Origin of the sequence: Leisingera sp. ANG-M1 (assembly GCF_000813745.1) — a bacterium.
In the GTDB taxonomy this organism is placed as follows: domain Bacteria; phylum Pseudomonadota; class Alphaproteobacteria; order Rhodobacterales; family Rhodobacteraceae; genus Leisingera.
Genome location: NZ_JWLC01000027.1, coordinates 110,622 through 135,371, shown reverse-complemented (window position 1 = coordinate 135,371; position 24,750 = coordinate 110,622). Strand labels below are relative to the sequence as shown.

At 64.5% G+C, this 24,750-nt stretch carries 25 protein-coding genes, 1 tRNA gene and 1 riboswitch; of the genes, 9 read left to right on the top strand and 17 right to left on the bottom strand.

What is annotated here, in order from left to right; all coding sequences use genetic code 11:
• Positions 1–34: 34 nt before the first annotated feature.
• The 3 genes from RA19_RS22425 to rlmB all read right to left on the bottom strand — a co-directional run bounded on the left by RA19_RS22425 (position 35) and on the right by rlmB (position 2,046).
• On the bottom strand, positions 35–505 hold the full coding sequence (locus RA19_RS22425) for a CoA-binding protein (RefSeq protein ID WP_039167158.1): 471 nt from the start codon (positions 503–505) through the stop codon (positions 35–37).
• 206 nt (positions 506–711) lie between these two features.
• Positions 712–1,173 (bottom strand): YHS domain-containing (seleno)protein, encoded by a 462-nt coding sequence (locus tag RA19_RS22420; protein WP_039167155.1) that lies wholly within the window; start codon positions 1,171–1,173, stop codon positions 712–714.
• 96 nt (positions 1,174–1,269) lie between these two features.
• Complete coding sequence (gene rlmB, locus RA19_RS22415; RefSeq protein ID WP_039167153.1) at positions 1,270–2,046, bottom strand: 23S rRNA (guanosine(2251)-2'-O)-methyltransferase RlmB; 777 nt, start codon at positions 2,044–2,046, stop codon at positions 1,270–1,272.
• 120 nt (positions 2,047–2,166) lie between these two features.
• Here rlmB and RA19_RS26700 point away from each other — a divergent pair.
• Positions 2,167–2,250, top strand: a tRNA-Tyr gene (locus RA19_RS26700).
• Positions 2,251–2,383: 133 nt separating this feature from the next.
• On the opposite strand, the gene RA19_RS22410 is transcribed toward RA19_RS26700, so the two are convergent.
• From RA19_RS22410 to bioB, 12 genes are all read right to left on the bottom strand, one after another.
• On the bottom strand, positions 2,384–2,902 hold the full coding sequence (locus RA19_RS22410; RefSeq protein ID WP_039167150.1) for a DUF2478 domain-containing protein: 519 nt from the start codon (positions 2,900–2,902) through the stop codon (positions 2,384–2,386).
• Positions 2,903–2,964: 62 nt separating this feature from the next.
• The gene (locus tag RA19_RS22405) at positions 2,965–3,627 is read right to left on the bottom strand and encodes an NnrU family protein (RefSeq protein WP_039167148.1); all 663 of its coding nucleotides are present in this window, start codon (positions 3,625–3,627) and stop codon (positions 2,965–2,967) included.
• Between the two features lie 122 nt (positions 3,628–3,749).
• Positions 3,750–5,786: an ABC transporter permease gene (locus RA19_RS22400; RefSeq protein WP_039167147.1), complete on the bottom strand. Its 2,037-nt coding sequence runs from the start codon at positions 5,784–5,786 to the stop codon at positions 3,750–3,752.
• Positions 5,786–6,838 (bottom strand): quaternary amine ABC transporter ATP-binding protein, encoded by a 1,053-nt coding sequence (locus tag RA19_RS22395; RefSeq protein WP_039167145.1) that lies wholly within the window; start codon positions 6,836–6,838, stop codon positions 5,786–5,788. The genes RA19_RS22400 and RA19_RS22395 overlap by 1 nt, the downstream gene beginning before the upstream one ends.
• Before the next feature lie 10 nt (positions 6,839–6,848).
• Positions 6,849–7,814, bottom strand: a complete 966-nt coding sequence (locus RA19_RS22390; protein WP_039167144.1) for an ABC transporter substrate-binding protein — start codon at positions 7,812–7,814, stop codon at positions 6,849–6,851.
• 391 nt (positions 7,815–8,205) lie between these two features.
• Positions 8,206–9,174, bottom strand: a complete 969-nt coding sequence (locus RA19_RS22385; protein ID WP_039167143.1) for an ABC transporter substrate-binding protein — start codon at positions 9,172–9,174, stop codon at positions 8,206–8,208.
• Between the two features lie 183 nt (positions 9,175–9,357).
• Complete coding sequence (gene bioC, locus RA19_RS22380) at positions 9,358–10,146, bottom strand: malonyl-ACP O-methyltransferase BioC (RefSeq protein WP_039167140.1); 789 nt, start codon at positions 10,144–10,146, stop codon at positions 9,358–9,360.
• Positions 10,146–10,760 carry a pimeloyl-ACP methyl esterase BioG family protein gene (locus RA19_RS22375; RefSeq protein WP_039167139.1) on the bottom strand — a complete coding sequence of 205 codons (615 nt, stop codon included), beginning with the start codon at positions 10,758–10,760 and terminating at the stop codon, positions 10,146–10,148. The genes bioC and RA19_RS22375 overlap by 1 nt, the downstream gene beginning before the upstream one ends.
• 2 nt (positions 10,761–10,762) lie before the next feature.
• Positions 10,763–12,061, bottom strand: a complete 1,299-nt coding sequence (bioA, locus tag RA19_RS22370; RefSeq protein WP_039167137.1) for an adenosylmethionine--8-amino-7-oxononanoate transaminase — start codon at positions 12,059–12,061, stop codon at positions 10,763–10,765.
• A complete protein-coding gene (bioD, locus tag RA19_RS22365; protein ID WP_039167135.1) occupies positions 12,058–12,684 on the bottom strand; it encodes a dethiobiotin synthase in 627 nt (208 codons plus the stop codon). Before bioD ends, bioA begins: the two co-directional genes overlap by 4 nt.
• Complete coding sequence (locus RA19_RS22360; RefSeq protein ID WP_039167132.1) at positions 12,681–13,820, bottom strand: 8-amino-7-oxononanoate synthase; 1,140 nt, start codon at positions 13,818–13,820, stop codon at positions 12,681–12,683. The genes bioD and RA19_RS22360 overlap by 4 nt, the downstream gene beginning before the upstream one ends.
• On the bottom strand, positions 13,820–14,797 hold the full coding sequence (gene bioB, locus RA19_RS22355; RefSeq protein ID WP_039167130.1) for a biotin synthase BioB: 978 nt from the start codon (positions 14,795–14,797) through the stop codon (positions 13,820–13,822). Before bioB ends, RA19_RS22360 begins: the two co-directional genes overlap by 1 nt.
• A 214-nt stretch (positions 14,798–15,011) precedes the next feature.
• Positions 15,012–15,140, top strand: a riboswitch (TPP riboswitch).
• Positions 15,141–15,261: 121 nt separating this feature from the next.
• On the opposite strand from bioB, the gene thiC reads away from it, so the two are divergent.
• The 8 genes from thiC to RA19_RS22315 all read left to right on the top strand — a co-directional run bounded on the left by thiC (position 15,262) and on the right by RA19_RS22315 (position 22,708).
• Positions 15,262–17,067: a phosphomethylpyrimidine synthase ThiC gene (gene thiC, locus RA19_RS22350; protein WP_039167128.1), complete on the top strand. Its 1,806-nt coding sequence runs from the start codon at positions 15,262–15,264 to the stop codon at positions 17,065–17,067.
• Positions 17,064–18,032, top strand: a complete 969-nt coding sequence (locus RA19_RS22345) for an FAD-dependent oxidoreductase (RefSeq protein WP_039167126.1) — start codon at positions 17,064–17,066, stop codon at positions 18,030–18,032. Before thiC ends, RA19_RS22345 begins: the two co-directional genes overlap by 4 nt.
• On the top strand, positions 18,001–18,198 hold the full coding sequence (gene thiS / locus RA19_RS22340) for a sulfur carrier protein ThiS (protein WP_039167124.1): 198 nt from the start codon (positions 18,001–18,003) through the stop codon (positions 18,196–18,198). The genes RA19_RS22345 and thiS overlap by 32 nt, the downstream gene beginning before the upstream one ends.
• 1 nt (position 18,199) lies before the next feature.
• On the top strand, positions 18,200–18,967 hold the full coding sequence (locus tag RA19_RS22335) for a thiazole synthase (protein ID WP_039167120.1): 768 nt from the start codon (positions 18,200–18,202) through the stop codon (positions 18,965–18,967).
• Entirely contained in the window at positions 18,967–19,572 is a 606-nt protein-coding gene (locus RA19_RS22330) for a thiamine phosphate synthase (RefSeq protein WP_039167307.1), read from the top strand. Before RA19_RS22335 ends, RA19_RS22330 begins: the two co-directional genes overlap by 1 nt.
• The gene (locus tag RA19_RS22325; protein ID WP_039167118.1) at positions 19,569–20,537 is read left to right on the top strand and encodes a HesA/MoeB/ThiF family protein; all 969 of its coding nucleotides are present in this window, start codon (positions 19,569–19,571) and stop codon (positions 20,535–20,537) included. The genes RA19_RS22330 and RA19_RS22325 overlap by 4 nt, the downstream gene beginning before the upstream one ends.
• Positions 20,534–21,238, top strand: a complete 705-nt coding sequence (thiD, locus tag RA19_RS22320) for a bifunctional hydroxymethylpyrimidine kinase/phosphomethylpyrimidine kinase (RefSeq protein ID WP_039167117.1) — start codon at positions 20,534–20,536, stop codon at positions 21,236–21,238. Before RA19_RS22325 ends, thiD begins: the two co-directional genes overlap by 4 nt.
• 111 nt (positions 21,239–21,349) lie before the next feature.
• Positions 21,350–22,708: an amidase gene (locus RA19_RS22315; RefSeq protein WP_052261988.1), complete on the top strand. Its 1,359-nt coding sequence runs from the start codon at positions 21,350–21,352 to the stop codon at positions 22,706–22,708.
• A gap of 41 nt (positions 22,709–22,749) precedes the next feature.
• Here RA19_RS22315 and RA19_RS22310 read toward each other — a convergent pair whose 3' ends face one another.
• Both RA19_RS22310 and RA19_RS22305 read right to left on the bottom strand, forming a co-directional pair.
• The gene (locus RA19_RS22310; protein WP_039167114.1) at positions 22,750–23,163 is read right to left on the bottom strand and encodes a universal stress protein; all 414 of its coding nucleotides are present in this window, start codon (positions 23,161–23,163) and stop codon (positions 22,750–22,752) included.
• A gap of 71 nt (positions 23,164–23,234) precedes the next feature.
• Positions 23,235–24,749, bottom strand: coding sequence for a malonate--CoA ligase (locus RA19_RS22305; RefSeq protein WP_039167110.1), 1,515 nt, complete (start codon positions 24,747–24,749; stop codon positions 23,235–23,237).
• Position 24,750: the final 1 nt, after the last annotated feature.

The window sequence follows — 24,750 nt, the reverse complement described above, 5'->3', positions numbered from 1 at the left end:
GGAATGGGCGGGAGCACCCCGCCCTGCCGCAAGCTCAGAGCTTTGAGGAAATGATTCCGGTGGCAAAGCCGCCCATGCGCAGTTCACCGAACAAGCGCTGGTACTCGATCTTGGGGCAGCGGTTCTGGATCACGGTAATGCCGCGCGCTTCAGCCTTGGCGGCGGCTTCGGCGTTTTCCACCCCGATTTGCATCCATATGGTCCGCAGCCCCGGAAAAACCTCCAGCGCCTCATCCACAATCGGCGGCACCGCTTCGGAGCGGCGGAAGATGTCGACCATGTCCACCGGGGCATCGATCTCCGACAGGCTGGCGCGTACAGTTTCGCCGAACAGCATTTTGCCCGTATGGCCGGGATTCACCGGGATCACCCGGTAGCCCTTGAGGCCCAGATAGCGCGCCACATAGTAGCTGGGCCGCACCGGGTTCATCGAGACGCCTACTACCGCCACCGTCTTGGTGCGCTGCAGCACGGCTTTCAAATGGTCATCGCTATGGTCTGTCATGCGCGCACCCTAGCCCCGCCCCTAACCACGGCAAAGCCGGATTCGGCACCTGCATACATAAAAATGCGCCCGGACGAGCCGGGCGCGAGGTATGGAACGAGGGACAGTGAAAAAGATCTGCGGTGGTTCCACTCCGCAGTCTGTATTGAATATGGGTCACAGTCAGAAAAATAAAAGCCCCCCTCTCGATTTTGTGAGGTGACGCGCTATTTCCTGAGAATCACCGGCCAGTGACCCCGTGCCAGCACAATCATCTCGGCCTGGCTGGCGGTCCAGATCTTCTGCACCTTTGCATTGTTCAGCAGGAACAGCTCGCCATCCACAATGGCCCAGAGCTGCGGGTTGCCGTCCATCAGCATGCCCTGCGACATCGCATAGGCGCAGTAGCCGCCAAATGCCGGAGCATAAGCACGCGGGTTGGCCTCGAAGCGGGCCTGGTTGCGGGCTGAGGAAAAGCGCCACACCGCGCCTTTCCACATCACCGCGTGGCTGCGGCGGCCTTGTTCTGCGGTGCCGTCTTCAAAGAACGCCACCGCATCATAGCCGCCAATGGCCACGCCGCCGCGGGACGAGAACACAGCAGCATCTGCCCGTGCCATCCCGGGCAGGGTCAGAAACATCACCGCAGCAGCCGTCAGCAGCAGGCGCAGGACCACATTTTTCTCCATTCACATTCTTTACAGCAGTCCATCGACTCTGCCTCACGGCTGCAGCCTTGCAAAGACAGCCTACGCAGAAGTGATCAGCCTGTGACAGCCAATGTCCTAGCGGGCCACCGAGGCATAAAGCGCAATCGCTGCCGCGTTGGAGACATTGAGCGAGCCAAAGCCTCCCGCGGCGTCGATCTTCACTAGCTGGTCGACGGTCTCCTTGGTCTTCTGGCGCAGCCCCGGGCCTTCGGCACCAAGCACCAGTGCCACTGGCAGGTGCTTCTTACCCTCCAGCGCGGTCTCAATGGTCGCTTCTGCCTCGCCGTCCAGGCCAAGAACGATGAAGCCCATCTGCTGCAGCTCAGTAATGGTGTCGGCCAGGTTGCGCATCCGCAGATAGGGCTGGCGCTCCAGCGCGCCGCTGGCGGTCTTGGCCAGAGCCCCGGTCTCGGGTGCCGAGTGGTGGCGGGTGCCGATCACCGCGCTGGCGCCCAGCACCTCGGCTGAGCGCAGAATCGCACCGACGTTATGCGGATCGGTGACCCGGTCCAGCAGCAGCACCCGCGGCGCCTCGCGGCCAATGCAGTTTTCCGCCAGGCCGCCCCAGTTCAGCGGCTTCACTTCCAGCGCTGCGCCCTGGTGCACCGACTGGGGGTCGATTGGCGGATTGAACTTGCGGGGGTCAATGACCTCGGCCTCGATGCCGGAGGCGGCAATTGCATCTGCCAGTTTAGCCTGAGCGTTCATGGTCACCATAAGGCGCAGTTTTTCGCGCTTCGGGTTCTGCAGCGCATCGCGCACCGCATGCAGCCCGAACAGCCACACGGTTTCGGCTGCAGCGGCCTTTTTGGCCTGTTCTTTTTCGACGACCCATTTGGGTTTCTTGGTCATTTTGCTCTCCGGCAGAAAGAATTTGCGGACTGTCTGAAAAACTTGCGATTTTCCTGTTGACGCCCGTTTGGCCTGCTAGTAATCACGCCCCCACGTCAGGTGCAACACGCAACTGACAGTGGGCGACAGGCCGCAAGGTGTGGCAGGGGACTGTAACTCCCTCGCGGAGACGCACGCCTGGTTCGATTCCAGGGTCGCCCACCATCTTCTCTCTTTTTCACGATAGACGATGGTGGTTCAGCAGCAAGGCTGAACAGGCCGCGCGCTGCCCGGCACAGCAAAAAGCCCGCGTGAACTTCGCGGGCCTTTCACTTGAATTAAAATAACAATCCGCAGATCAGGCGGTCTCAGCCACGGCTTGTTCCGCCCATTCAACCAGCGCATCCAAATCGGGCCCTGCGGCCACGGCCATGCCGTCGGCGAATGCCTGGAACGGCTCCACGTTCATTTTGTTAACGCCGGAAATCACCGGGATGCCCTGCGCCAGCGCCTCGCCGATGACGGGCCGCATGCCGCGACCGTCGGCCTCGTGCTTGCCGAATTTATTGACGATCAGAAGCTGCGGAATCTCATCCGATTGCAGCGCTGCCGAGACCTGTCCAACAGCCTGCTCCAGCGCCTCGGGGTTCAGGCGGCAGCCGCGGGCGCCGGCGCCCAGGGACTGCGAGATTCGGATGGTTTCGCCTGCAGGCAGCACCCGCACATCCATATCGCAAAGCTCCTTGTCGTAGCATTCCACATTGGTCTGCACGATGCCCGCCAGGCGGATGCCCTTGGCCTGCAGTTTCTCGGCCAGCGCGCTCAGCAGACGGTCGGTGGCGCCGCGTTCTTCGGTCATCACATAGGCCAGGTGCATCGGTTTGTCTCTCCAGTTTCGTGTCGGTTCATAGGTGGTCATGCGGCGGCCGGGGTCAACCCCTACCACGGAAGCGGGTGATAGCCGATGATGGGCGCGTGCAGGACCAGCAGCGCCAGGAACACAGCCGCCGCCAAGGACGCCTCGCTGGCTGAGGGGCGCAGTCGGGCCAGGTTCAGCCGTGCGGTGCTGCGGCTGAGCCGGGTCCATTCCGCCCGCCCCAGCTGGCGCTGCTTGCGGGTGTCGATGATCTTCATGCCCATCACCGCAAATCCCGCAAACAAGCCGAACAGGATCACATGGGCCAGATCGCCATTGGCCAAGAGATGCGCCCCGGCCCAGAGCGCCATGGCGGCCAGCAGCGGGTGGCGGCTGACGGCCAGGATGCCGGGATCAGCGGGGTCAAAGGCGCGCAGGCCCAGGCCGCCGAAGCTGAGGGGGTTTTGCCGCATCATGCCCGCGACTGCCAGCAGGCAGGCCAAAGGCATCAGCAGCAGCGGCGCCCAGCGGAGGATCTCCCAATAGGGCAGTATGCCAATGAAAGGCGCCCGCTCCGCCGCAACGATCAGCCATGCCAGGATCAGCAGCGACAACAGGCTGTAGGCAATGATGTAGCCGCGCAGCCCCAGGCGGGCGACCAGCCAGGGCCGCACCGGCGGGCGCACAGGGATGGCGTGGCTGGCCAGGAACAATCCCAGTGCTGCGGTGAATTCAAGCCAGCCCATGGGCGTCTCTCCAGTCGTAGATCAGTCTTGGTTGCAGCTATATGCGGGCGGGCAGTTTAGAACGTTGCCCCAGATTAAAAAAGGGCGCCGCTGGGGCGCCCTTTTTGTGGTTTCGGAGGCGCCTAAAGCCCTAGCGCCTTGCGCCGCTCCTCGGCAAAGCCCTGCACCATGCGGTCGGCGATCAGGGCAAGGATCGCCATCGCCGCGCCCGCCGAAATGCCCAGCCCCACATCCGCCTGCCCCAGCGCCAGGTAGATCGACTGGCCCAGGCCGGTGGTGCCGATCAGCGCCGCGATCACCAGCATGGCAAAGGCATAGAGGATGGTCTGGTTGAGCCCCAAGAGGATCGATGGCGCCGCATAAGGCGCGCGGATGTCTTTGAGCATCTGCCACTTGGTGGCACCCGAGGCGGTGGCGGCCTCGATCATCTCGTCCGGGGTCGAGACCAGGCCGTGGCGGGTGTAGCGGATCATCGGCACAATCGCATAGGCGATGATCGCCAGGAAGGCCGAGAACTCGCCGATCTGAAACACCATCAGCACCGGGATCAGGAAGACAAACAGCGGGATGGTCTGCAGCATGTCGCAGATCGGGCGCACCACGCGCCAGATGCCGGGCGAGACTGCCGAGGCAAGGCCGACAGCGCCGCCCATCACTGCGCAGGCAAAGACTGCTGCACCTGAAAGGTAGAGCGACAGGAGTGCCCGCTCCCACAGGCCCGACAGCAGAATGGTGCTCAGCAGGACTACAGTGAGGATTGCCAGATTGCGGCCGCCTGCGACCCACGCCAAGGCCCCGGCACCAACCAGTACAAAAGGCCAAGGCAGCTGCGAAACGCCGGTTTCCAGAATACCAGCCGCGATCAGCAGCATCACACCCAGCGCCAGCCGGCCGCGGATCGCGCAGACGGCGCCGGCGGCAGCGCCTGCCGCAAACAGCCACAGGCTCATCGCCGGGGTCCAGGCAAAGCCCCAGGTGAAGGGCAGAACCGCCTGATCCAGCCCGATACGGACCGGCAGCAGCACGTAGAACAAGACGTTGTTCTTAAGCGCGGTCAGCACCTCGGCATTGGCACTGGTAAAGGCGGACAGGCCTGCGTCCACGCTGTCTGCCACCGGGTTGAATAGCGCATAGGTGCCGGGCTGCTGGACCTGGCTCCAGAAGGCTGCGCTGACGGCCGCGCCGAGCGCCAGGATACCCCAGGCGACGCGCGGGTCATGCTTGTCGCGCCGGTCCTGGGTCAGGGTGCCGCTCATCCGGTCGATCAGGATCGCAAAGATCACGATCACCGACCCCGCCAGCAGGCTTTGCCCGAATTGCGCTTTACGCATGGTCAGCAGGACTTCCCAGCCGATGTCGTCGAAGCCGCCGATCACCGCCGCGATGATCACCATCGACAGTGCGGCCATCAGGCATTGGTTGACGCCCACCATGATCTGCTGCCCGGCCGACGGGATCTCGCACTGGAACAGCTGCTGCAGGCGGGTGCCGCCGGCCATGATGGCAGCTTCCTTGATTTCGGGCTCCACCCGTTCAAGACCCAGCAGCACATTGCGTGCCATCGGCGGCGCGGCGTAGATCGCCGAGGCGATGAGGCCCACCACTGGGCCAAAGCCGAACAGCACCAGCAAGGGGGTGAGATAGGCGAAGGTCGGCACCGTCTGCATGATGTCCAGCACCGCCTGCACCGGCTGGCGGATACGGGGGTATTCATTGGCGAGGATGCCGATACCGCCGCCTATGATCAGCGCCAACGGCACCGAGACGGCCACCAGCGCCAGCGTGTTCATGCTTTCGGGCCAGTAGCCGGAGGCGAGCACGAAGCCCAGGCCTACAACCGCCATCAGCGCCATCCGCACGCCGCCCAAGGTCCAGGCCAGCGCCGTAGTGGCGCAGATGATAAGCGGCCAAGGGGTGCTGCTCAGCACAAAATTGGCGGCCTCCATCGGGTAGAACATCAGTGCCGAGAAGGCGCGGGCTGTTGGTTTGATCAGCGCCAGGAACCACTCGAGCCCTGCCCCCACCCAATCGGTTGCAGGCAGCACCCAGGCCGCTGGGAACTTGACCAGCCACGGCACGCTGCTTTCCAGCAAGAGACACAAGGCGCCGGCCGCCGCCGCAATCAGCGCCGCGACGGAGCCTTTTGAAAGTCCCGCCATCAGCCCTGCTCCACCTGCAAGGCCGCAGCGAGGTCTGCCGGGTTCACCACACCGACCAGTTTGCCCTCAGGCGTGCGGACGGGCACCGGTTCATAAAGCTCCATGCAGCGTGCAAGGGCCGCATCCAGGGTCATGTCCTGCCGCAGGCCGGGATCGTCGGCACCGTAGACATGGTGCTCCCCCTCCTGCATTACCGAGGCGACACGGGCGTGCTGGCCCTTGGCTACGTCCTTGGAGAACTCGCGCACATAGTCATCGACCGGGCGCAGCACGATGTCAGCCGGGGTGCCGATCTGCACCACCTTGCCGTCGCGCATGATCGCGATGCGGTCGGCGAGCTTCAGTGCCTCGTTGATGTCATGGGTGATGAAGACAATAGTGGTCTTGAGCTTGGCCTGGATCTCCAGGAACTCATCCTGCAGCTGCCGCCGGATTAGCGGGTCGAGCGCCGAGAACGGCTCATCCAGGAACCAAACCGAACAGTCCGCCACCAGCGAGCGGGCGATGCCGACGCGCTGGCGCTGACCGCCGGACAGCTCGCGCGGGTAGTTGGTTTCGCGGCCGCCGAGGCCGACGAGTTCGATGACCTCCTGCGCTTTGGCCAGCCGTTGCTTCTTTTTCACGCCCTGCACACGCAGCGGGTAGGCCACGTTATCAGCCACGGTCATATGCGGGAACAGGCCGAAGTGCTGGAACACCATGCCCAGTTTCTTGCGGCGCAGTTCGATCAGCCGTTTGGGGCTGGCTTCCACGATGTTCTCGCCGTCGATGCGGATCTCGCCGCCAGTGGCGTGCAGCAGATGCGAGATGCAGCGGATCAGGGTGGATTTTCCGGAACCCGAGAGGCCCATGATCACGAACAGCTCGCCCTCTTTCACGTCAAAGGAGGCGTTCTGAACGGCCGGAATCAAACCCTTGCCGCGCAGTTCTGCTGCTGCGTCTTCAGCGGTATCAGTGTTCGACAGCGCCTCTTTCAAAGCGCTGTCTGCATTATTGCCAAACACCTGCCAGACATTCCGGCAGGTGATGGCAGGCGTGTCAGAGCCCGTCACTGTGTGCAGCTCACTTGATGGCGGCGTCGACGACCGGGCGCCACTTGGCCTCGTTCTCGGCCATCCAAGCCGCGACCACTTCCTCGACCTTGCCGCCATCCACATCGACCGCACCCATCATCGGCTGCTGATCTTCCACGGCCAGGGTATAGTTGGAGAGGATCTCAAAGGCGGCGGGCCAGGTTTCCTCGGTGCCGGACCAAGCGGCCTTGAATATGCGCGAGGGCGAGAAGTCGCAGTCATTCACCGCGTTGGGGTTCGGGCCCCAGGCCGGGTCATTGAAGCAGGCGTCTTCACCAGCCGGCAGGTCTACAAACTGCACGTCATAGGCGGACATCGCCCAATGCGGCTGCCAGAAAGTGATCAGCAGCGGCGTCTTGCGCTCAGTCGCAGCACGCAGCTCGACGATCAACGCGGCCTCGGACCCTGCGGGCACGGCTTTAAAGGGCAGCTCCAGCCCGGTCATGCGGTCGGCACCCGGGGTGCCCCAATCGGCCGGGTAGTCAACCAGGCGGCCGTTCGGCAGAGTCTCGGCGGTGGCGAACTGCATGGCGCAATCCTTCAGCGCTTCCCAAGCCGGCAGGCCGGGGCAGATCTCGGCCACATGGGCCGGATAGGCGATGCCCTCGCGCGCGTTCAGCTCCAGGTCGCCCAGTTCGACAACCGTGCCCTCTTCGACCTTCTTGGCGTATTCGTCGGAGACGTTGGAGGACCAGATTTCCAGCGTTGCGTGGATGTCGCCATCGGCAATCGCCTGGAACTGGTTCATCATGCCGGCCGAGACATATTCCACATCATAGCCCGCGGCCTTGAGCATCTCGCCCGCGATATGGGTGGTCACATGCTGGCCGGTCCATTCGTTCACCGCCAGTTTGATTGGCTTGCTGGTGTCGCCCAGCTCGGCCGCTGAGGCGATGCCTGCGGCAACTGTCATCGTGGCGGCGCCCAGCGCCAGCGCATATCCCTTGAAGTTCATGTCAATACTCCCTGTCATTATCGTTTGCGCCGCACGGTGTGACGGGTTTGGCGCATCTTTTGGAACCCGGCGGTTCATGGCACCTGCCTGGCCTTGCGGCCGGTCTTGGTCTTATCCGCTGGTGCCGGTGGCCCAAGTGTGGCCGGGGACAATGCAAGTATTGGAACACTTTGCGGCGCTTTGTCGAGAAAATGCGGCGCAAACGGCAAAATATTTTGATTGACGGTTCAAGTTTTTGTGCAAACGGACAAGTTCCGGAATCACCCTGGCCCAGGCCGCCCGCCTGGCTGGCCCCAAGCTAACCCGGTTCCGGCACCGCGCTCAAGCCGCCATGCCATGGCGCAAACAGCGCCTCCGCCGCGGCGGAGGCGCTGCCGATTTCCTGCAAGGATCAGGAGCGGCCCTTGCCGGTGGCTTCCTCGACAACCGGCATCCATTTGGCGCGGTTCACCGCCAGCCAGCCGCGGGCGGCGCCCGGCACGGTCTCGCCGCGCACATCTACCAGGCCGATCAACGGCTGCTGGTCCCATATACTCAGCTCATAGTTCTTGAGGATCTCATAAGCGGCCGGCCAGCGCTCTTTGAAACCGGTCCAGCTCGCCTTGACCACGCCGCCGCGGTAGAAATCGCAGTCACCGGTGGCATTGGGGTTCGGCCCCCAGGACGGATCCGTGTAGCAGGCAGGCTCCGGTTTGGGCAGGCGCACGAATTGCAGCGCATAAGAAGACATCGCCCAATGCGGCGCCCAGAAGGTGGAGATCACCGGACGCTTTTCCTTGTAGGCCTTCTGGAACGCTTCGATCATCGCGGCTTCAGACTCGGCTGCCACCACGTCAAACGTCAAGTCCAGCGCCCGGATCCGGTCCGCCCCGGGCGAGCCCCAGGATTCCGGATAGGCCAGGTAGACGCCCCGCTTGCCTTTGCCGTCCTTGGAGAAAATGCCAGCACAGTTGCGCAGCGCCGTCCAATCGGGCAGGCCCGGGCACATCTGCGCCACATAAGGCGGGAACACCACGCCGTTGCGTGCGTCCAGCCCCAAGTCGCCAAGCTCTTCGACCCGTCCGTCATCACGGACAGAAAAGTAATCAGCCGGGTTGCTGGTGGTCCAGATTTCGACCATCGCATGAACATCGCCCGAGGCGATCTGTTCATACATGGCGCCCTGATCGGCTTCTACGTATTCGACCGTGTAGCCGGCCTCTTCCAGCATACCGCCGGCGATATAGGTCGACAGCTGCTGGCCCGTCCAATTGTTCAGCGAAAGCCGGATCGGCGTGCCGGTATCCCCCATATCCGCGGCTTCGGCCGCGCCCGAAACCGCCAGCGCCGTCAGCGCTGCCGCAATGGTTTTGAATGTCATGGCGTCACTCCCGTACTGCCAGTCTTTCCACATGCCGCGCGCAAAGACGCAGCCCCTGAACCGGCATATCAGGGGGATATTGACAAAGATTAACGCCGCAGCGGAACAGCACAGCAACCAGATAGGAAAAAACTTAAAACTCGCCGCAAGCGCGCATAGCGCACAGAAAGCGGCGCATTCCTGTCACCCAGTCTTGCGGGCAACCAGCAGCACCGGATCATAGGTCAGCGGCAGTTTTCCGCCCCGGCCAAAGCGGGCCTGGTAGGCCGCCTCGAATTCCTGCAAGCGGCGGCGGCTCCAGTTCTGCCGGGCCTGGCCGTTTACCCCGGTCTGGCGCAGGTGTTTCAGCAGGGCGACAGCGCTGCCGAATTCCAGCACCGCCGGAGCCTGCTCCACTGCAAGGATCTCCACGCCTTCGGGCAGTACTGCAGGCCAGTCCGCTGCATCCAGGTAACTGGGCGCCGCAGCACCGGAGCCCAGCGCTGCCAGTTCATGGAACTGGCGGCGGCCGAAACCCGAGAGCGCCAGCCAGCCTCCGGGTTTCAAATGGGCCGCCAGCTGCGCTGTCAGCGCCGGCAGATCCGGAATCCATTGCACAGTGGAGGCCGAGGCAATCAGATCCAGGTCCTGCGGCAGCACCAGGCTTTCGATCGGGCCGCACTCGAACCGGGCCTGCGGCGGGGCCGGCTGCAGCTCTTTCAGTCCCAGCGCCGCTTCCGGCACCAGGTCGTTAAGAACCAGGCTGCCAATGTCAAACCGCTGCAGCAGCTGCCGGGTCAGATGGCCGGTGCCGCAGCCAAACTCCAGCGCCGCTCCGAACCGCCCGGGCGCCCCCTCCTCTTGCAGCATTTGCGCCAGCCGCGCGGCAATTTCTGCCTGCACCGAGGCGTTGCGGTGATAGCTCTCCAGCCCGCGGCGGAAGCTTTGGCGGATACGGCCCTGATCCGGGTGCTGCGCTGCCATATCTCGCATCAGAACAGCGCCTCCCAGGTTTTGAACCGGTCAAACGGCGCATGAGCGGCATCGATTTGGCTGACATTCTGCCCGGCCCAGGCGCGGGCCAGATTAGCGGGCGGAAAGATCTTGTCCTGTGCGCTGATCCAAATCCTGTCAAACCGCATCTGAGGCGCATCCCCGCGCCGCTCCACTGCCAGCAGCTCGCCGCGGCGGGCCTCCACATCCAGCGGTTCCGCCTCCTGCGGTGAGCCGAACACCCGGGTGAGAAAGCCTTGGTACGCCTCCAGGCTCAGTGTTTCCACTGTTTTGCGGAAGATAGCAGGCGGAATGCCGGCACCGCGGTTCACCGGCTGCAGGCTGCCGTTCACTGCAACCTTGCGCGTGAAAGGGTCGTAACGGCCGGCCTGCCAATGGGCATAGGCGGCGACGCCAAAGGACCATGCCAGCAGACTGACTCTTTCATAGCCAGAAAGATCCGGCAGTTCTGCATCCAGCGAGCTGTAATCGCTGGCAAACAGAACGTCCTGCGGGCCGTCCAGATGCCAGAACACCTCCGGCCCCACAGCCCAGCCGCCGAAGACCACGATGGCCTCGGCTGCCTGGTTCTGTTTGAGCCAGCGGAATTCCATGCCTACAGCTCCTGCGCCAGCCGCAGCATGCCTGCGGTGATCTCGCTCAGCTGATCGGGCGAAGTGATGAAGGGCGGCATGGTGTAGATGTTGTGCCCGAAGGGACGCAGGAAGACGCCCATTTCATGGGCGCGGGCGTGGGCCTCGTCCGCCGACACCCGGTGTTTCATCTCAATCACGCCGATGGCGCCCAGCACCCGAACATCCGCCACATTCGGCAGGTCACGGGCCGGGGCTAGTTCGGCTTCCATCTGCTCGCCGATTGCGGCCACGGTGCCGCGCCAGTCCTGGCCGGTGAGCAGATCCAGAGAGGCCTTGGCCGCGGCGCAGGCCAGCGGATTGCCCATGTAGGTAGGACCATGCATGAACAGGCCGGGATTGCCGCCGCCGATGCCTTCGGCAACGCGGTCGTTGGTCATGGTGCAGGCGAAGGAGATATGGCCGCCGGTCAGCCCCTTGCCGAGGCAGATGATGTCCGGCTCGACAGTGCAGAAACCGGTGGCGAATAGTTCGCCGGTGCGGCCAAAGCCGGTGGCGATTTCGTCGAAGATCAGCAGGATGCCCAGCTCGTCGCACAGCGCGCGGGCCTGGTTCAGGTACTCCGGGTGGTAGAAATACATGCCGCCGGTGCCCTGCACGACGGGTTCCAGGATGAAGGCCGCGATCTTCTGCGCGTTGGCCTCCAGCACTTGGCGCAATTCGCCCAGCCCGTTGCGGGCCGGATCGTCGATCCATTCCTCATGGATGCGGATCGGCGGGCGGGAGACGAAATGCTGCACGCTCAGCGCGCCCTGGAACAGGTGGTGCATGCCAGTGTCCGGGTCGCAGACGCTCATCGCTTTCCAGGTGTCGCCGTGATAGCCGGAGCGGATGGTGGCGAACTCCTTGCGCCCGGGCTGGCCGATAGCGTGCTGGTACTGCACCGCCATCTTCATCGCCACCTCGACCGAGACGGAGCCGCTATCGCAATAAAAGATGCGGGTCAGGCTTTCGGGGGTGATCTCCAAGAGCTTGCGGCCCAGGTCGATGGCCGGGTCATGGGTCAGCCCGCCGAACATCACATGCGGCAGAGTGTCGAGCTGGTCGTGAATTGCCTTGGTGATTGCCGGGTTTTTATGCCCGTGCATCATACACCACCAGGACGACATGGCGTCGATCAGACGGGTGCCGTCGTCCAGCGTGATATGCACGCCTTTACTTTCCTTCACCACAAAGGTCGGGCCCGGTTTGGCGACATTGGTGTACGGGTGCCAGAGATGCTGCTGGTCGAATTCCAGCTGGGTCAGGTCTGCGGCGCTCATGCCAACGCCTCCTTGATCACATCCACGCGGATGCTGGCCTGGAAGGCCACGGCCAGCGCGTCAGAGGTCAGTTCACCCAGCACCGGCAACCGGCCCAGGTAGGCAACCTTTCCAAACTGGCAGATGGTTTCCTCCACCTCTGGCTCCGCGTCCCCGATGAAGGCGACGCCCACCACTGCACAGCCCGCATCCCGCAGCGCTTTCAGCGACAGCAGCGTGTGGTTGATGGTCCCCAGCTGGGTGCGGGCGCAGAGAATGACCGGTGCGCCCCAGCGGGCGAAGAGGTCGAGATACAGCATCTCACGGTTCAGAGGCACCATCAGCCCGCCTGCCCCTTCGGCTACTAGCGTGCCGTCGACTGCGGGCAAAGGCAGCGCAGCCGGGTCGATCTCGACGCCTTCGGCCTCCGCCGACAGATGCGGCGAGGCTGGGAGCTGCAGCAGGTAGCCTTCCGGCAACGCCGGGCGGCCGGAAAGGCGCGCCACGATCTGGCTGTCGGTCTCTTCCTCCAGCCCCGATTGCACCGGTTTCCAGTATGTGGCGCCCAGCGCCTGCACCAGGCCTGCGGAGAAGATGGTCTTGCCAATGCCGGTATCGGTGCCTGTGACAATCAGCGCGCTCATGGCAGTGCCTCCATTTCCCGGGCAAGGTCTTCGAACATCGCAGTAACGACCCCTGCCCCTGTGTTCAGCGTGATCGACAGCCGCAACCGTGAGGTGCCGCGGGGCACCGTTGGCGGGCGGATGCCGCGGATGTCATAGCCGCGGGCCTGCATCGCAGCGGCCAGCGCCATGGTGCGCTTGTCGTCGCCGATCACCACCGGCAGGATCTGGCTTTGGGAACCGGCCAGCCCGCACAGGCGCTTGGCCTCGCCTTGGGCATGGGAAATCCCCTCCCACGCCTTTTCACGGCGGGCCGGGTTCTCCTGCAGTTCTTGCAGGGCGGCACGGACCAATGCGGCATTCAGCGGCGATGGCGCGGTGGCGTAGATGAAGCTGCGGGCCTTGTTGATCAGCGTCTCGATCAGCACCTTCTGGCCGCAGATCAGAGCACCAGAGGCGCCCAGCGCCTTGCCGCAGGTATGGAGCGACAGCACGTTGGGGCGGTGCGCAATTTCATGCGCCAGCCCGCGCCCCTGATCGCCGAACACACCGGTTGAATGGGCTTCGTCGACCACCAGCACGGCGCCCGCTGCGTCAGCCAAAGCCATCAGAGCGTCCAGCGGCGCCAGATCGCCGTCCATGGAGTAAACCGCCTCAACCGCGATCCAGACCTGGCCTTCGCCGCCTGCCGCCCGCCACTCCTTCAGTACTCGCGCAACGTCTTCCACGTCGCTATGGGCAAAGCTGCGGGTCTCGGCCCGGCCCAGCCGCATTCCTTCGTGGACGCTGGCATGGACCAGCGCATCATACAGCACCAGATCACCCTGCTGCGGCAGGGCCGAAAAGATCGCCTGATTGGCGTTGAAACCGCCGCCCATGAACAGCGCCGCCTCGGTGCCGAAAAACTCCGCGGCCTCGGCTTCCAGCAGCTGGTGCTCGGCGTCATTGCCGCGCAACAGGCGCGCGCCGCCAGCGCCAACCGGCACGCCCCGCGCCACGGCGGCAATCGCCGCTGCCCGCAGCACGTCGTCGCCGGCCAGGCCGAGATAATCGTTGGAGGCGAAGTCATGCCCTTCCCGCGGCATCAGCTGCCGGTAGCGCCCGCGGGTGCGCAGCGCTTCCAGCGATTTCTCATGCCTGGGAAAGGCGCCTGCCATCAGCGGCTGCCGTCGCAGCCCGCGGCCATCGCGGTGATGCCCAGACGGTCGAACAGCTGCTGGTCCTTGTCCTCTTCCGGGTTGTCCGCGGTCAGCAGCGTGTCGCCCACAAAGATTGAGTTGGCACCGGCGAAGAAGCACATCGCCTGCATCTCGTCGGACATGTCGGTACGGCCTGCGGACAGGCGCACATGCGACTTCGGCATCAGGATGCGGGCCAGCGCCACCGAGCGGACAAATTCGATGGGGTCCAGCTTTTCGACATCGGCCAGGGGCGTGTCGGCAATCGGGATCAGCATGTTCACAGGCACCGAATCCGGGTGCACCTCCAGCGTCGCCAGCGCCAGCATCATGTCGATACGGTCGAGCTGCTGCTCGCCCATGCCGACGATGCCGCCGGAGCAGACCTTGATGCCCGCTTCACGCACCCGGTTCAGGGTGTCGATCCGGTCGGCAAAGGTGCGGGTGGTGATGATTTCCGAGTAGTAGCGCTCGGAGGTGTCGATATTGTGGTTGTAGTAGTCGAGACCCGCGTCGCGCAGGCGGAACACCTGCTCCTCGTCCAGCATGCCCAGCGTCATGCAGGTTTCCATGCCCAGATCCTTGACCCCCTGCACCATCGCCTCCAGCGCCGCCATGTCGCGGTCCTTGGGCGAGCGCCAGGCCGCGCCCATGCAATAGCGCGTCGCGCCGCCTTCCTTGGCTTTCTTGGCCTCGGCAATCACCCGCTGCACCTCAATCAGCTTGGAGGCCGAGAGCTGCGCGCCGTTGCGGGCCGACTGCGAGCAATAGGCGCAATCCTCGGCGCAGCCGCCGGTCTTGATGCTCAGGAGCTTGGATTTCTGCACCTGGTTGGGGTCGAAATACTGCCGGTGCACGGTGTGCGCCTGAAACAGCAAGTCCATGAAAGGCTTGTTGTAAATCGCTTCCGCTTCCTCGCGGGTCCAGTCGGTGCGGATGGGTGCAGCGTCCAGCATGCTGTCTCCTGTTCTCGTATACCTTTTGGCCATGCGCGGATGGCGCCTCCGGGTTTTATAGATAATTTTGCCAGCGCCGATCAAGCACCAAAGCTGCGCTGCAGCGATTTGCCCCAAATACGCGCAAATAAGGCCAATACGAGACTGATATTAAGGCCAAAAAATAATCTACAAAGATTCCGGTTGACGCAAACCCCGTGCCTCCCCTAGCCCTATAGGCACGCAGGGGAGTCCCGCCAAGGGGACTGAGAGGCGTTTAGGTGCGGGGCAACCCGGACCGGCGGCGCGACCCTTTGAACCTGACCCAGTTGATACTGGCGTAGGAAGCTAGGTGCGCATTGCCACGGGACCCGTACATCCCGCCAGCCGTGCGAAACTGAACAAGGGGCCCCGTACAGCCTCTGTTTCCCGAGCCAAACCTCATCTGGTGTCTTTTCTGAGTTTAGGCTTCGAGGAGCACCAAAATGAACGTCCCCAATCCCAAGATCACCACCGGTGGCCTGCCCGCGTCGCGCAAGATCTATGTCGAAGGCGAGCGGTTCTCCGATATCCGCGTGCCGATGCGCGAGATTTCGGTCCACCCCACCGCCGGCGAAGAGCCGCTGCCGGTCTATGACAGCTCAGGCCCTTACACCGACCCCAATGTGCTGACCGATATCCGCCAGGGTCTGCCCGCGTTGCGCCGCCAGTGGATCCTGGACCGCGGCGATGTCGAGGAATACGACGGCCGCGATGTGAAGCCCGAGGACAACGGCTTTGCTTCGGGCGAGCGGCTGGTGCCGGAATTCCCGGTGAAACCGCGCCCGCTGCGCGCCAAGGACGGCAAGGCCGTGACCCAGCTGGCCTATGCCCGTGCAGGTATCGTGACGCCGGAGATGGAATTCATCGCCATCCGTGAAAACCAGCTGCGCGAGGCGGTGGCGCCGGAGCGCGACGGCCACGACTGGGGCGCCAATATCCCCGACTACGTGACCCCGGAGTTTGTCCGTGACGAGGTTGCCGCGGGCCGCGCCATCATTCCGAACAACATCAACCACCCGGAAAGCGAACCGATGATTATCGGCCGCAACTTCCTGGTCAAAATCAACGCCAATATGGGCACCTCGGCTGTCACCTCCTCGATGGAAGAGGAAGTGGACAAGCTGGTCTGGTCGATCCGCTGGGGTGCGGACACGGTGATGGACCTGTCGACGGGGCGCAACATCCACAACACCCGTGAATGGATCGTGCGCAACTCGCCGGTGCCGATCGGGACCGTGCCGCTGTATCAGGCGCTTGAGAAGGTGAACGGCATCGCCGAAGACCTGACCTGGGAGGTGTTCCGCGACACGCTGATCGAGCAGGCGGAACAGGGCGTCGACTATTTCACCATCCATGCCGGCGTGCGCCTGCATATGGTGCCGATGACCGTGAAACGGGTGACGGGCATTGTCTCGCGCGGCGGCTCGATCATTGCGCAGTGGTGCCTACACCACCACAAGGAAAGCTTCCTCTACACGCATTTCGACGAGATCTGCGACATCTGCCGCAAGTATGACGTGGCCTTCTCCCTTGGCGACGGGCTGCGCCCCGGCTCGATTGCCGATGCCAATGACGAGGCGCAGTTTGCCGAGCTGGAGACCCTGGGCGAGCTGACCAAGATCGCCTGGGCCAAGGACTGCCAAGTGATGATCGAAGGGCCGGGCCATGTCGCCATGCACAAGATCAAGGAGAACATGGACAAGCAGCTGGAGTGCTGCCACGAGGCGCCGTTCTACACGCTTGGGCCGCTGACCACCGATATCGCGCCGGGCTATGACCACATCACCTCGGGCATCGGGGCGGCGATGATCGGCTGGTTCGGCTGCGCGATGCTGTGCTATGTGACGCCGAAGGAGCACCTGGGCCTGCCCGACCGCGATGACGTCAAGACCGGGGTGATCACCTACAAGATCGCGGCCCATGCGGCGGATCTGGCCAAGGGCCTGCCGGGCGCGCAGCGGCGCGACGATGCGATTTCCCGTGCCCGGTTCGAGTTCCGCTGGGAAGACCAGTTCAACCTGGCGCTCGACCCGGAAACCGCCCGTGACTATCACGACCAGACCCTGCCCAAGGAAGCCCACAAGGTGGCGCATTTCTGCTCCATGTGCGGGCCGAAGTTCTGCTCGATGCGGATCTCCCACGACATTCGCGCCGAGGCGCAGAAAGAGGGGATGGAGGCGATGGCGGCCAAGTTCCGCGAGGGCGGCGAGCTGTACATGCCCGCCGACAAAGCGGAGCCGGCCGAGTGATCACTATCGCAGGCGCAGGCCTTGCCGGTCTCGCCTGCGCCTATGAACTGGCGCAGCGCGGGGCGGCGGTCACCGTCTATGAGCGGGGCGAGACCCCCGGAGACAGCAGTGTCGCGCGCTTTGCCGGCGGCATGCTGGCGCCCTGGTGCGAGCGCGAGAGTGCGGAGGCGGAGGTGATCACCCTCGGCAGCCGCGCCTCGAACTGGTGGGCCAGGATCACCCCGGTCCACAGGCGCGGCACGCTGGTGGTGGCGCCCGCCCGCGACCGGGCGGAACTCCCCCGCTTTGCCCGCCGCACCTCAGGCCACCGGACGGTGTCTGCGCAGGACCTTGCGGAACTGGAACCGGCGCTGGCCGGGCGGTTTTCGCAGGGGCTGTTCTTTGAAGGCGAGGCGCATCTGGACCCGCGCCGCGCTTTGCGGGACCTAAGCGCCAAGGTGCAGGAGATGGGGGTGGAGATCCGCTATGGCACCCCTGCCCCGGCCCGTGTCACGCTGGATTGCACCGGCATGGCGGCACCGCTGCCAGGTTTGCGGCCAGTGCGCGGCGAGATGGCCATCCTGCACTGCCAGGATGTGCAGATCAGCCGCACCCTGCGGCTGCTGCACCCGAGGATGCCGCTCTATCTGGTGCCGCGCGGCGACGGGCATTTCATGATCGGCGGCACCATGGTCGAGAGCAGCTCGGACCGCCCCGTCACCCTGCGCTCGCTCAGCGAACTCTTGAGCGCGGCTTATGCGCTGCACCCCGGGCTGGCCGAGGCCAGCGTGGTGGAAACCGGCGCGGGCCTGCGCCCTGCCTTCGCCGACAACCTGCCGCGGCTGAGTGAGCAGGACGGCACGCTCTATCTTAACGGCCTTTACCGGCATGGCTTTCTGCTGGCGCCTGCAATGGCGCAGCAGGCCGCCGGGCTGCTGATACCGGAGACAACAGATGAAGATCATCGTGAACGCCAAACCGCATGAGGTGGCCGGTGCAACCCTGGAGGCGGCTCTGAACGAGCTGGGCTTTACCAGCCCGGCTGTCGCCACCGCTTTGAACGGCGCCTTTGTGGCCCGCGGCAAACGCAGCGATGTGCAGCTGGCTGAGGGCGACCGGCTGGAAGTTCTGGCCCCGATGCAGGGAGGCTGACATGCAATTCTATGGAATCGAAATCAACTCGCGGCTGCTATTGGGCACCGCGCAGTACCCCTCGCCTGCGGTGCTGACGGAAGCTGTGAAATCCAGCGGCACGGAGATCATCACCGTTTCCTTGCGCCGGGAAACCGCCGATGGCTCTGGCGCGGGGTTCTGGGAGAACCTGCGGGAGACCGGCTGCCGCATCCTGCCCAATACCGCCGGATGCCATTCGGTGCAGGAGGCTGTCACCACCGCGCATATGGCGCGCGAGCTGTTTGATACGCCCTGGATCAAGCTGGAAGTGATCGGCCATTCCGACACGCTGCAGCCGGATGTGTTTGGCCTGGTGGAGGCGGCACGGATCCTGTCCGCAGACGGCTTCCAGGTCTTTCCCTATACCACCGACGACCTGGTGGTGGGCGAGAAGCTCTTGGAGGCAGGCTGCGAGCTGCTGATGCCCTGGGGCGCGCCGATAGGATCGGGCCAGGGGCTTCGCAACCCGGATGCGCTCAGGGCAATGCGGGCGCATTTCCCCGACGTACCGCTGATTGTGGATGCCGGTATCGGGCGGCCTTCGGATGCGGCCCAGGCGATGGAGATGGGCATGGACGCGGTGCTGCTGAACACCGCGGTGGCCAAGGCAGGCGATCCTGCCGGAATGGCTCATGCCATGGCGATGGCGGTTGTTGCCGGGCGCGAAGGCTATGAGGCCGATCCGATGGAGCGGCGCGATATGGCAGTGCCTTCCACACCGGTTCTGGGAATGGCGGAGTTTGCATGATGGAACGTTTTTACCTGATCGTGGGCCATGTCGGCCGGCTGGAGCTGCTGGTGCCGCAGGGCGCCAAGCTGGTGCAATTGCGGATCAAGGATGAGCCGGAAGCGGAGGTGCGGCGTCAGATTGCCCGTGCGCGCGATTTCTGCGCGGTGCATGATGCGCAGCTGGTGGTGAATGACTACTGGCAAGCCGCCTTGGATCTGAACTGCAATTTTGTGCATCTGGGCCAGGAGGACATGGACACCGCCGATTTTGCCGCCTTGCGCCGCAAGGGGGTGCGGTTTGGTCTTTCGACTCATGACGAGAGCGAGCTGGAGCGGGCTTTGTCCTTTGGTCCTGCCTATGTGGCGCTGGGACCGGTCTATCCGACGCTGCTGAAGAAGATGAAATGGGGACCGCAGGGGCTGGAGCGAGTGACCCGCTGGAAGCAGATGGCCGGGGATACGCCTTTGGTAGCTATTGGCGGGCTGACGCCGGAGCGGCTGCCTGGAGTGTTTGCTGCAGGCGCTGACAGCGCTGCGGTGGTGACAGATATCCAGCTGGCTGATGACCCCGAGGCGCGCACCCGAGAGTGGGCCGCGGCCTGCAGGATCAGGGAAGAGGCATGAACCGTTACGCCCGCCAGATGGTCCTGCCGGAAGTCGGCGCGGAAGGTCAGGCACGGCTTGCCGAAGCGCATGTGCTTGTTGTCGGTGCCGGGGGCCTCGGCTGCCCGGTGCTGCAGTACCTGGGCGGAGCCGGCGTGGGCCGGATCACGCTCCTGGACGGCGACACGGTCGAGGAGAGCAACCTGCACCGGCAGGTGCTGTATTCCATGACAGACCTGGGACGGCCCAAGGCGGAGACGGCGCGGCGGCATCTGCTGGCGGGCAATCCGGCGCTTAAAATTGATGCGCAGGTCCGGCGGCTGGACGCGGCCAATGCAGCCGGGCTAGTGGCTGCCGCCGATCTGGTGGTGGATGCGGCGGACAGTTTTGCGGTGTCCTATGTTCTCTCAGATGAATGCCTGCGGCAGGGCAAGACGCTGATCTCGGCCTCGGCGCTGGGGCAGTCGGGCTATGCCGGCGGATTTTGCGGCGGCGGGCCTTCGCTCAGGGCGGTCTTCCCGGATCTGCCCGCACAGGCCGCGACCTGTGCAACGGCGGGTGTGATGGGGCCGGCTGTCGGCATGATCGGCGCGCTGCAGGCACAGCTGGCGCTGAAGGCGCTGCTGGATCACCAGCCGTCCCCGCGGGGGCAGCTGTTCATTTTCCGGCTGGAAGAGCTGCAAGTAAGCTCTTTCCGCTTTGACGGCGCAGAGGAACCGGACGCCGCCCTGCCCTTCATCGCCGCCGCGCATATCACGCCGCAGGACACCGTCATCGAGCTGCGCGATGCAGCCGAGGCCCCCGCCTTGCCGGCGCCTCAGGCCCGGCGGATTGCCCGGGCGGATCTCGCCGGAGCAGGCCTCCCCCGCGAGGGGCGGATTGTGCTGTGCTGCCGGACCGGGCTGCGGGCCTGGGGGGCGGCGTCAGACCTGCAGCACGCTGGCTACAGCAACCTGGCGCTGCTGGCCGCCGGGGACAGCGCATGACCGCCATCCTGGCCATCGGCGGCACCGACAGCAGCGGCGGCGCGGGTCTTAGCCGCGATGCTGCTATGGCTGCGGAACTGGGCGCCGCTGTGCGCCCGGTTGTGACCGCCGTTACAGTACAGACCAACAAAGCGGTGCTGGCAGTCCACCCCTGCACCACGGAAAGCATTGCAGCCCAGGCCCGCGCGGCATTGGCAACGCTGCCTGCGGCCGGTGCCGCCAAGACCGGCATGCTGGGCTCGGCTGCCGCGGCCAAAGCGGTTGAGGCTGCCCTGCCCACGAATCTCCCGATCGTGCTGGACCCGGTTCTAAAGGCCACGTCGGGCGGCCTGCTGATGGAAGCGGACGGTTTTGGCGCGCTGCTGCGGCGGGCAGCACTGGTCACCCCGAACCTGCAGGAGCTGGAAATTCTGTCCGGCACCGGCGGCAGCCCGGACACCCAGGCTGCCGCGCTTTTGGCGCAGGGCGTGCAGGCGGTGCTGGTCAAGGGCGGTCATGGTTCCGGAACCAAGAGCACTGACCTGCTGTTCACGTCCGAGGGAACTGTCACCCCCTTCGGCGCACCGCGGCTGGCGGCCTCGAAGCGCGGCACCGGATGCAGCTTGGCCACCGCCATTGCCTGCCATCTGGCGCAGGGGGCCGGGCTGGCGGAGGCCTGCCGCCGGGGCAAAGACGCCGTGCACAGCTGGCTGCGCCGCTGACAGCAGGTCGCGGACGGGCCGGTTATTCGACGGTTTCAGGACGGAGGCGGTGCGCGCCTCTTCGTAGGCTGGCGGCAGTTTCTTCATTCCATAGACCCGGAGACCTGCCGCATGACCGAGATCACCGCCCTGAGCGCCGTCGAGATGGCCGCCAAGCTGCGCCGCCGCGAACTGAGCGCCAGCGAGGTCCTGGAGGCGCATAAGACACAGACCGAGGCGCTGGAAGAAACCGTCAATGCATTTGTCACCCTGGATTGGGAGGCCGCTGCAGCGCGGGCAGCGGAACTGGACACAATGGCAGCCGAAGGCAGGTTTGCCGGGCCGCTGCACGGGCTGCCGCTTGCGGTGAAGGATTGCTTTGAAACCAAAGGGCTGCGAACCACCTGGGGGTCGAAAAGCTTTGCAAACCACGTGCCGGACTACGATGCGCTGCATGTGGCCCGGCTGCGGGCGGGCGGCGCAGTGATCACCGGCAAGAGCAACACGCCAGAGTTCACCTTTTCCGGGCAGACCTCGAACCTGGTGGCAGGCACCACCCGCAACCCGCTGAATCCGGAGAAAACCGTGGCCGGCAGCTCTGGCGGAGCGGCGGCGGCTTTGGCGGCAAACATGGTGGCGCTGGCGGATGGTTCAGACCTGGGCGGCAGCACCCGCACCCCTGCAGCCTGGTGCGGTATCGTGGGTTACCGGCCGACTTCAGGGCTGGTGCCCTACGGCCCCAACCCGGCGCCGTTCGACGGGCTGTCTGTGCCCGGGCCGATGGCCCGCTCCGTCAGCGATCTGGTGCTGATGCTGGAGGCGATGCAGGGCAATACCGCCAGCCAGCCGCTCGGCTTTTGGCAGGAGCTTCCGCAGCTGGCCAGCCTGGAGCAGGCGCCGCAGCGGGCCGCAGGCCGGATCGCCCTGTCGCTGGCGCCCTTTGGAGCAAACGTCGACCCGTCCATCCAGGCAGCAATTGCCCCGGTGGAGCAGCTCTGCCGGGATCTGGGCTGGCAGGTGGCCGAGGACGCCCCTGATCTGGCACCGCTGCTGGCGCATGGCGGCATCATCCGCGGCCAATGCGCCCTGCAGATCCGCGCTGCGCTGGACCCGGATATGGCCCTGGCCGGTGAAAGCTACCGCACCGCCTGTTCCCAGGCCGAAGGGAGCAGCCTGGCTGACCTGACAGCCTATCAGAAAACCCGCGCCCAGGTCTGGGCGGACGTGGCCGCGTTCTTCCGCCGCTACGATTTTGCGCTGTGGCCAACCGCCACCGGCCTGCCCTTCCCGGCGGATCTGCGAGATGGCGAGATCACCGAAGACTGGCGCACTGTAACACTCACGCCGCCACTAGAGCTGCCTTCGGTTTCCATTCCCTTTGGCACGTCCTCAGACGGGATGCCCGCCGGGCTGCACATCACCGGGCCCAAGGGCTCGGACGCGCGATTGCTGCAGTTTGCCCGCAGTATTGAGCGCATGGTGCAGTCCTGACGCCCGCCTGCCGGGGCAGCCGGTCCGGTATGGCCGCCGCATCACCGGACCACATGAACCGAACAGGAAGCCTGGCGTACAACCCGGGCGGCGGTTGATCCCAGCAGCAGATCCTGCATGCCGGGGCGATGGCCAGCCAGAACGATGCAGTCTTTTGCGTGCTCTTCAGCATAGTCCAGAATGCTGCGGGCGCTGTGGCCTTCCACCACCACCAGCTCGGCATCCGGCAGGTTTTCTGTCAAAGGGGCAAGCTTGCCGGAGACGGTGGCACGCGCCGCGTCGATGTGGTCGGCGGGCAGCTGGTCGCTTGCATATTGCGGCAGCTGCTCCAGCACGTGCAGCACAGTGATCCGCCCACCGCTGGCGCGGATAGCGTCTGCGATTTCCAGCGCCTGGGCGGCATTGCGGCCGGCCTCAAAAGAGACCGGGACCAGGATGTTGTTGTATTTCGGCATTGTGATTTTCTCCGGTGAAAAAGGCGGCAGGCGCTCCGCAAAGCGGAGGCGCCTGCCCAGGGAGAGGAGTGTCAGGACGCAAACATGTCTTTGTACTGGTCGCGCAGAATGTTCTTCTGAACCTTGCCCATGGTGTTGCGGGGCAACTCGTTCAGCAGGATCAGCTGGCGCGGATGTTTAAAGCGGGCGAGCGCCTGGCGTACGGCCTCCATCATGGCGTCCAGATCGGGGGACTGGCCGGGTTCAGCGATGACGATACCCAGCACGGTCTCGCCGAAGTCCGGATGCGGGACGCCGATCACCGCACTTTCCAGCACGCCGGTCTGGTCGTCCAGCACCAGCTCAATCTCCTTAGGATAGATGTTGTAGCCGCCCGAGATGATGAGGTCCTTGTTACGGCCGACGATATGGACATAGCCGTCTTCGTCGATCTTCCCGAGGTCGCCGGTGATGAAGAACCCGTCTTCGCGCAGCTCAGCGGCGGTTTTCTCCGGCATCTGCCAGTAGCCCTTGAACACATTGGGACCTCGCACTTCGATCTGGCCGACATCCCCTTGCGGCAGGGTCGCGCCGCTGACCGGGTCGGTTATTTTCAGCTCCACCCCCGGCAGCGGGAAACCGACAGTGCCGGCGCGGCGATCGCCCTCAAACGGGTTAGAGGTGTTCATATTGGTCTCGGTCATGCCGTAGCGTTCGAGGATCCGGTGACCGGTGCGCTCTTCAAACTGGACGTGGGTTTCCGCCAGCAGCGGCGCTGAGCCGGAGACAAACAGGCGCATGTGCTGCGAGATCTCGCGGGTGAAGCGATCATCGCCCAGCAGGCGGGTGTAAAAGGTGGGCACCCCCATCAGGCTGGTCGCCTGCGGCATGTGCTGCAGCACCGCGTCGAGGTCGAACTTGGGCATGAAGATCAGGCTGCCGCCCGCCGCCAGGGTCACGTTGGTGGCCACAAACAGCCCGTGAGTGTGGAAGATCGGCAGCGCGTGCAGCAGCACATCGTCCGCCGTAAAGCGCCACTCCTTGGCCAGGGTTTCAGCGTTTGAAAGCAGGTTGTTCTGGGTCAGCATCGCCCCCTTGGAACGGCCGGTGGTGCCGGAGGTATAGAGGAAGGCGGCGAGGTCATCGCCGTCCCGGTCAACTGTGGCAAAGGAGACCGGCATGGCAGCGGCCTGGTCCATCAGGGTGCCAGAGCCATCGGCGTTCAGCGTCTCGATTCCGGCGCCAAGCTGTTTGGCGATGGGGGCCAGGGTGGCCTCGCTTCGGGCATCGCAAATCACTACCGAGGCGCCGCTGTTTTCGATGAAATAAGTGAGCTCCTCTGCCGTATAGGCAGTGTTCAGCGGCAGGAAGATCAGCCCGGCCTGGGCGCAGGCCGCATAGAGGGCGAGCCCTTCGGGGGATTTCTCTACCTGAGCCGCAACCCGGTCGCCGGACTTCAGCCCGGTTTGGGCCAGTACATTGGCGATCTGGGCGGCCATGCCGAGGAAGTCCTGATGGGTAATCACCTCACCGTTCTGCAGATGCAGGAAGGGCGAGGCCTTACCGGCGTGGATGCCGAAAAGGCGGTCAAACAATGGATTTGCCATG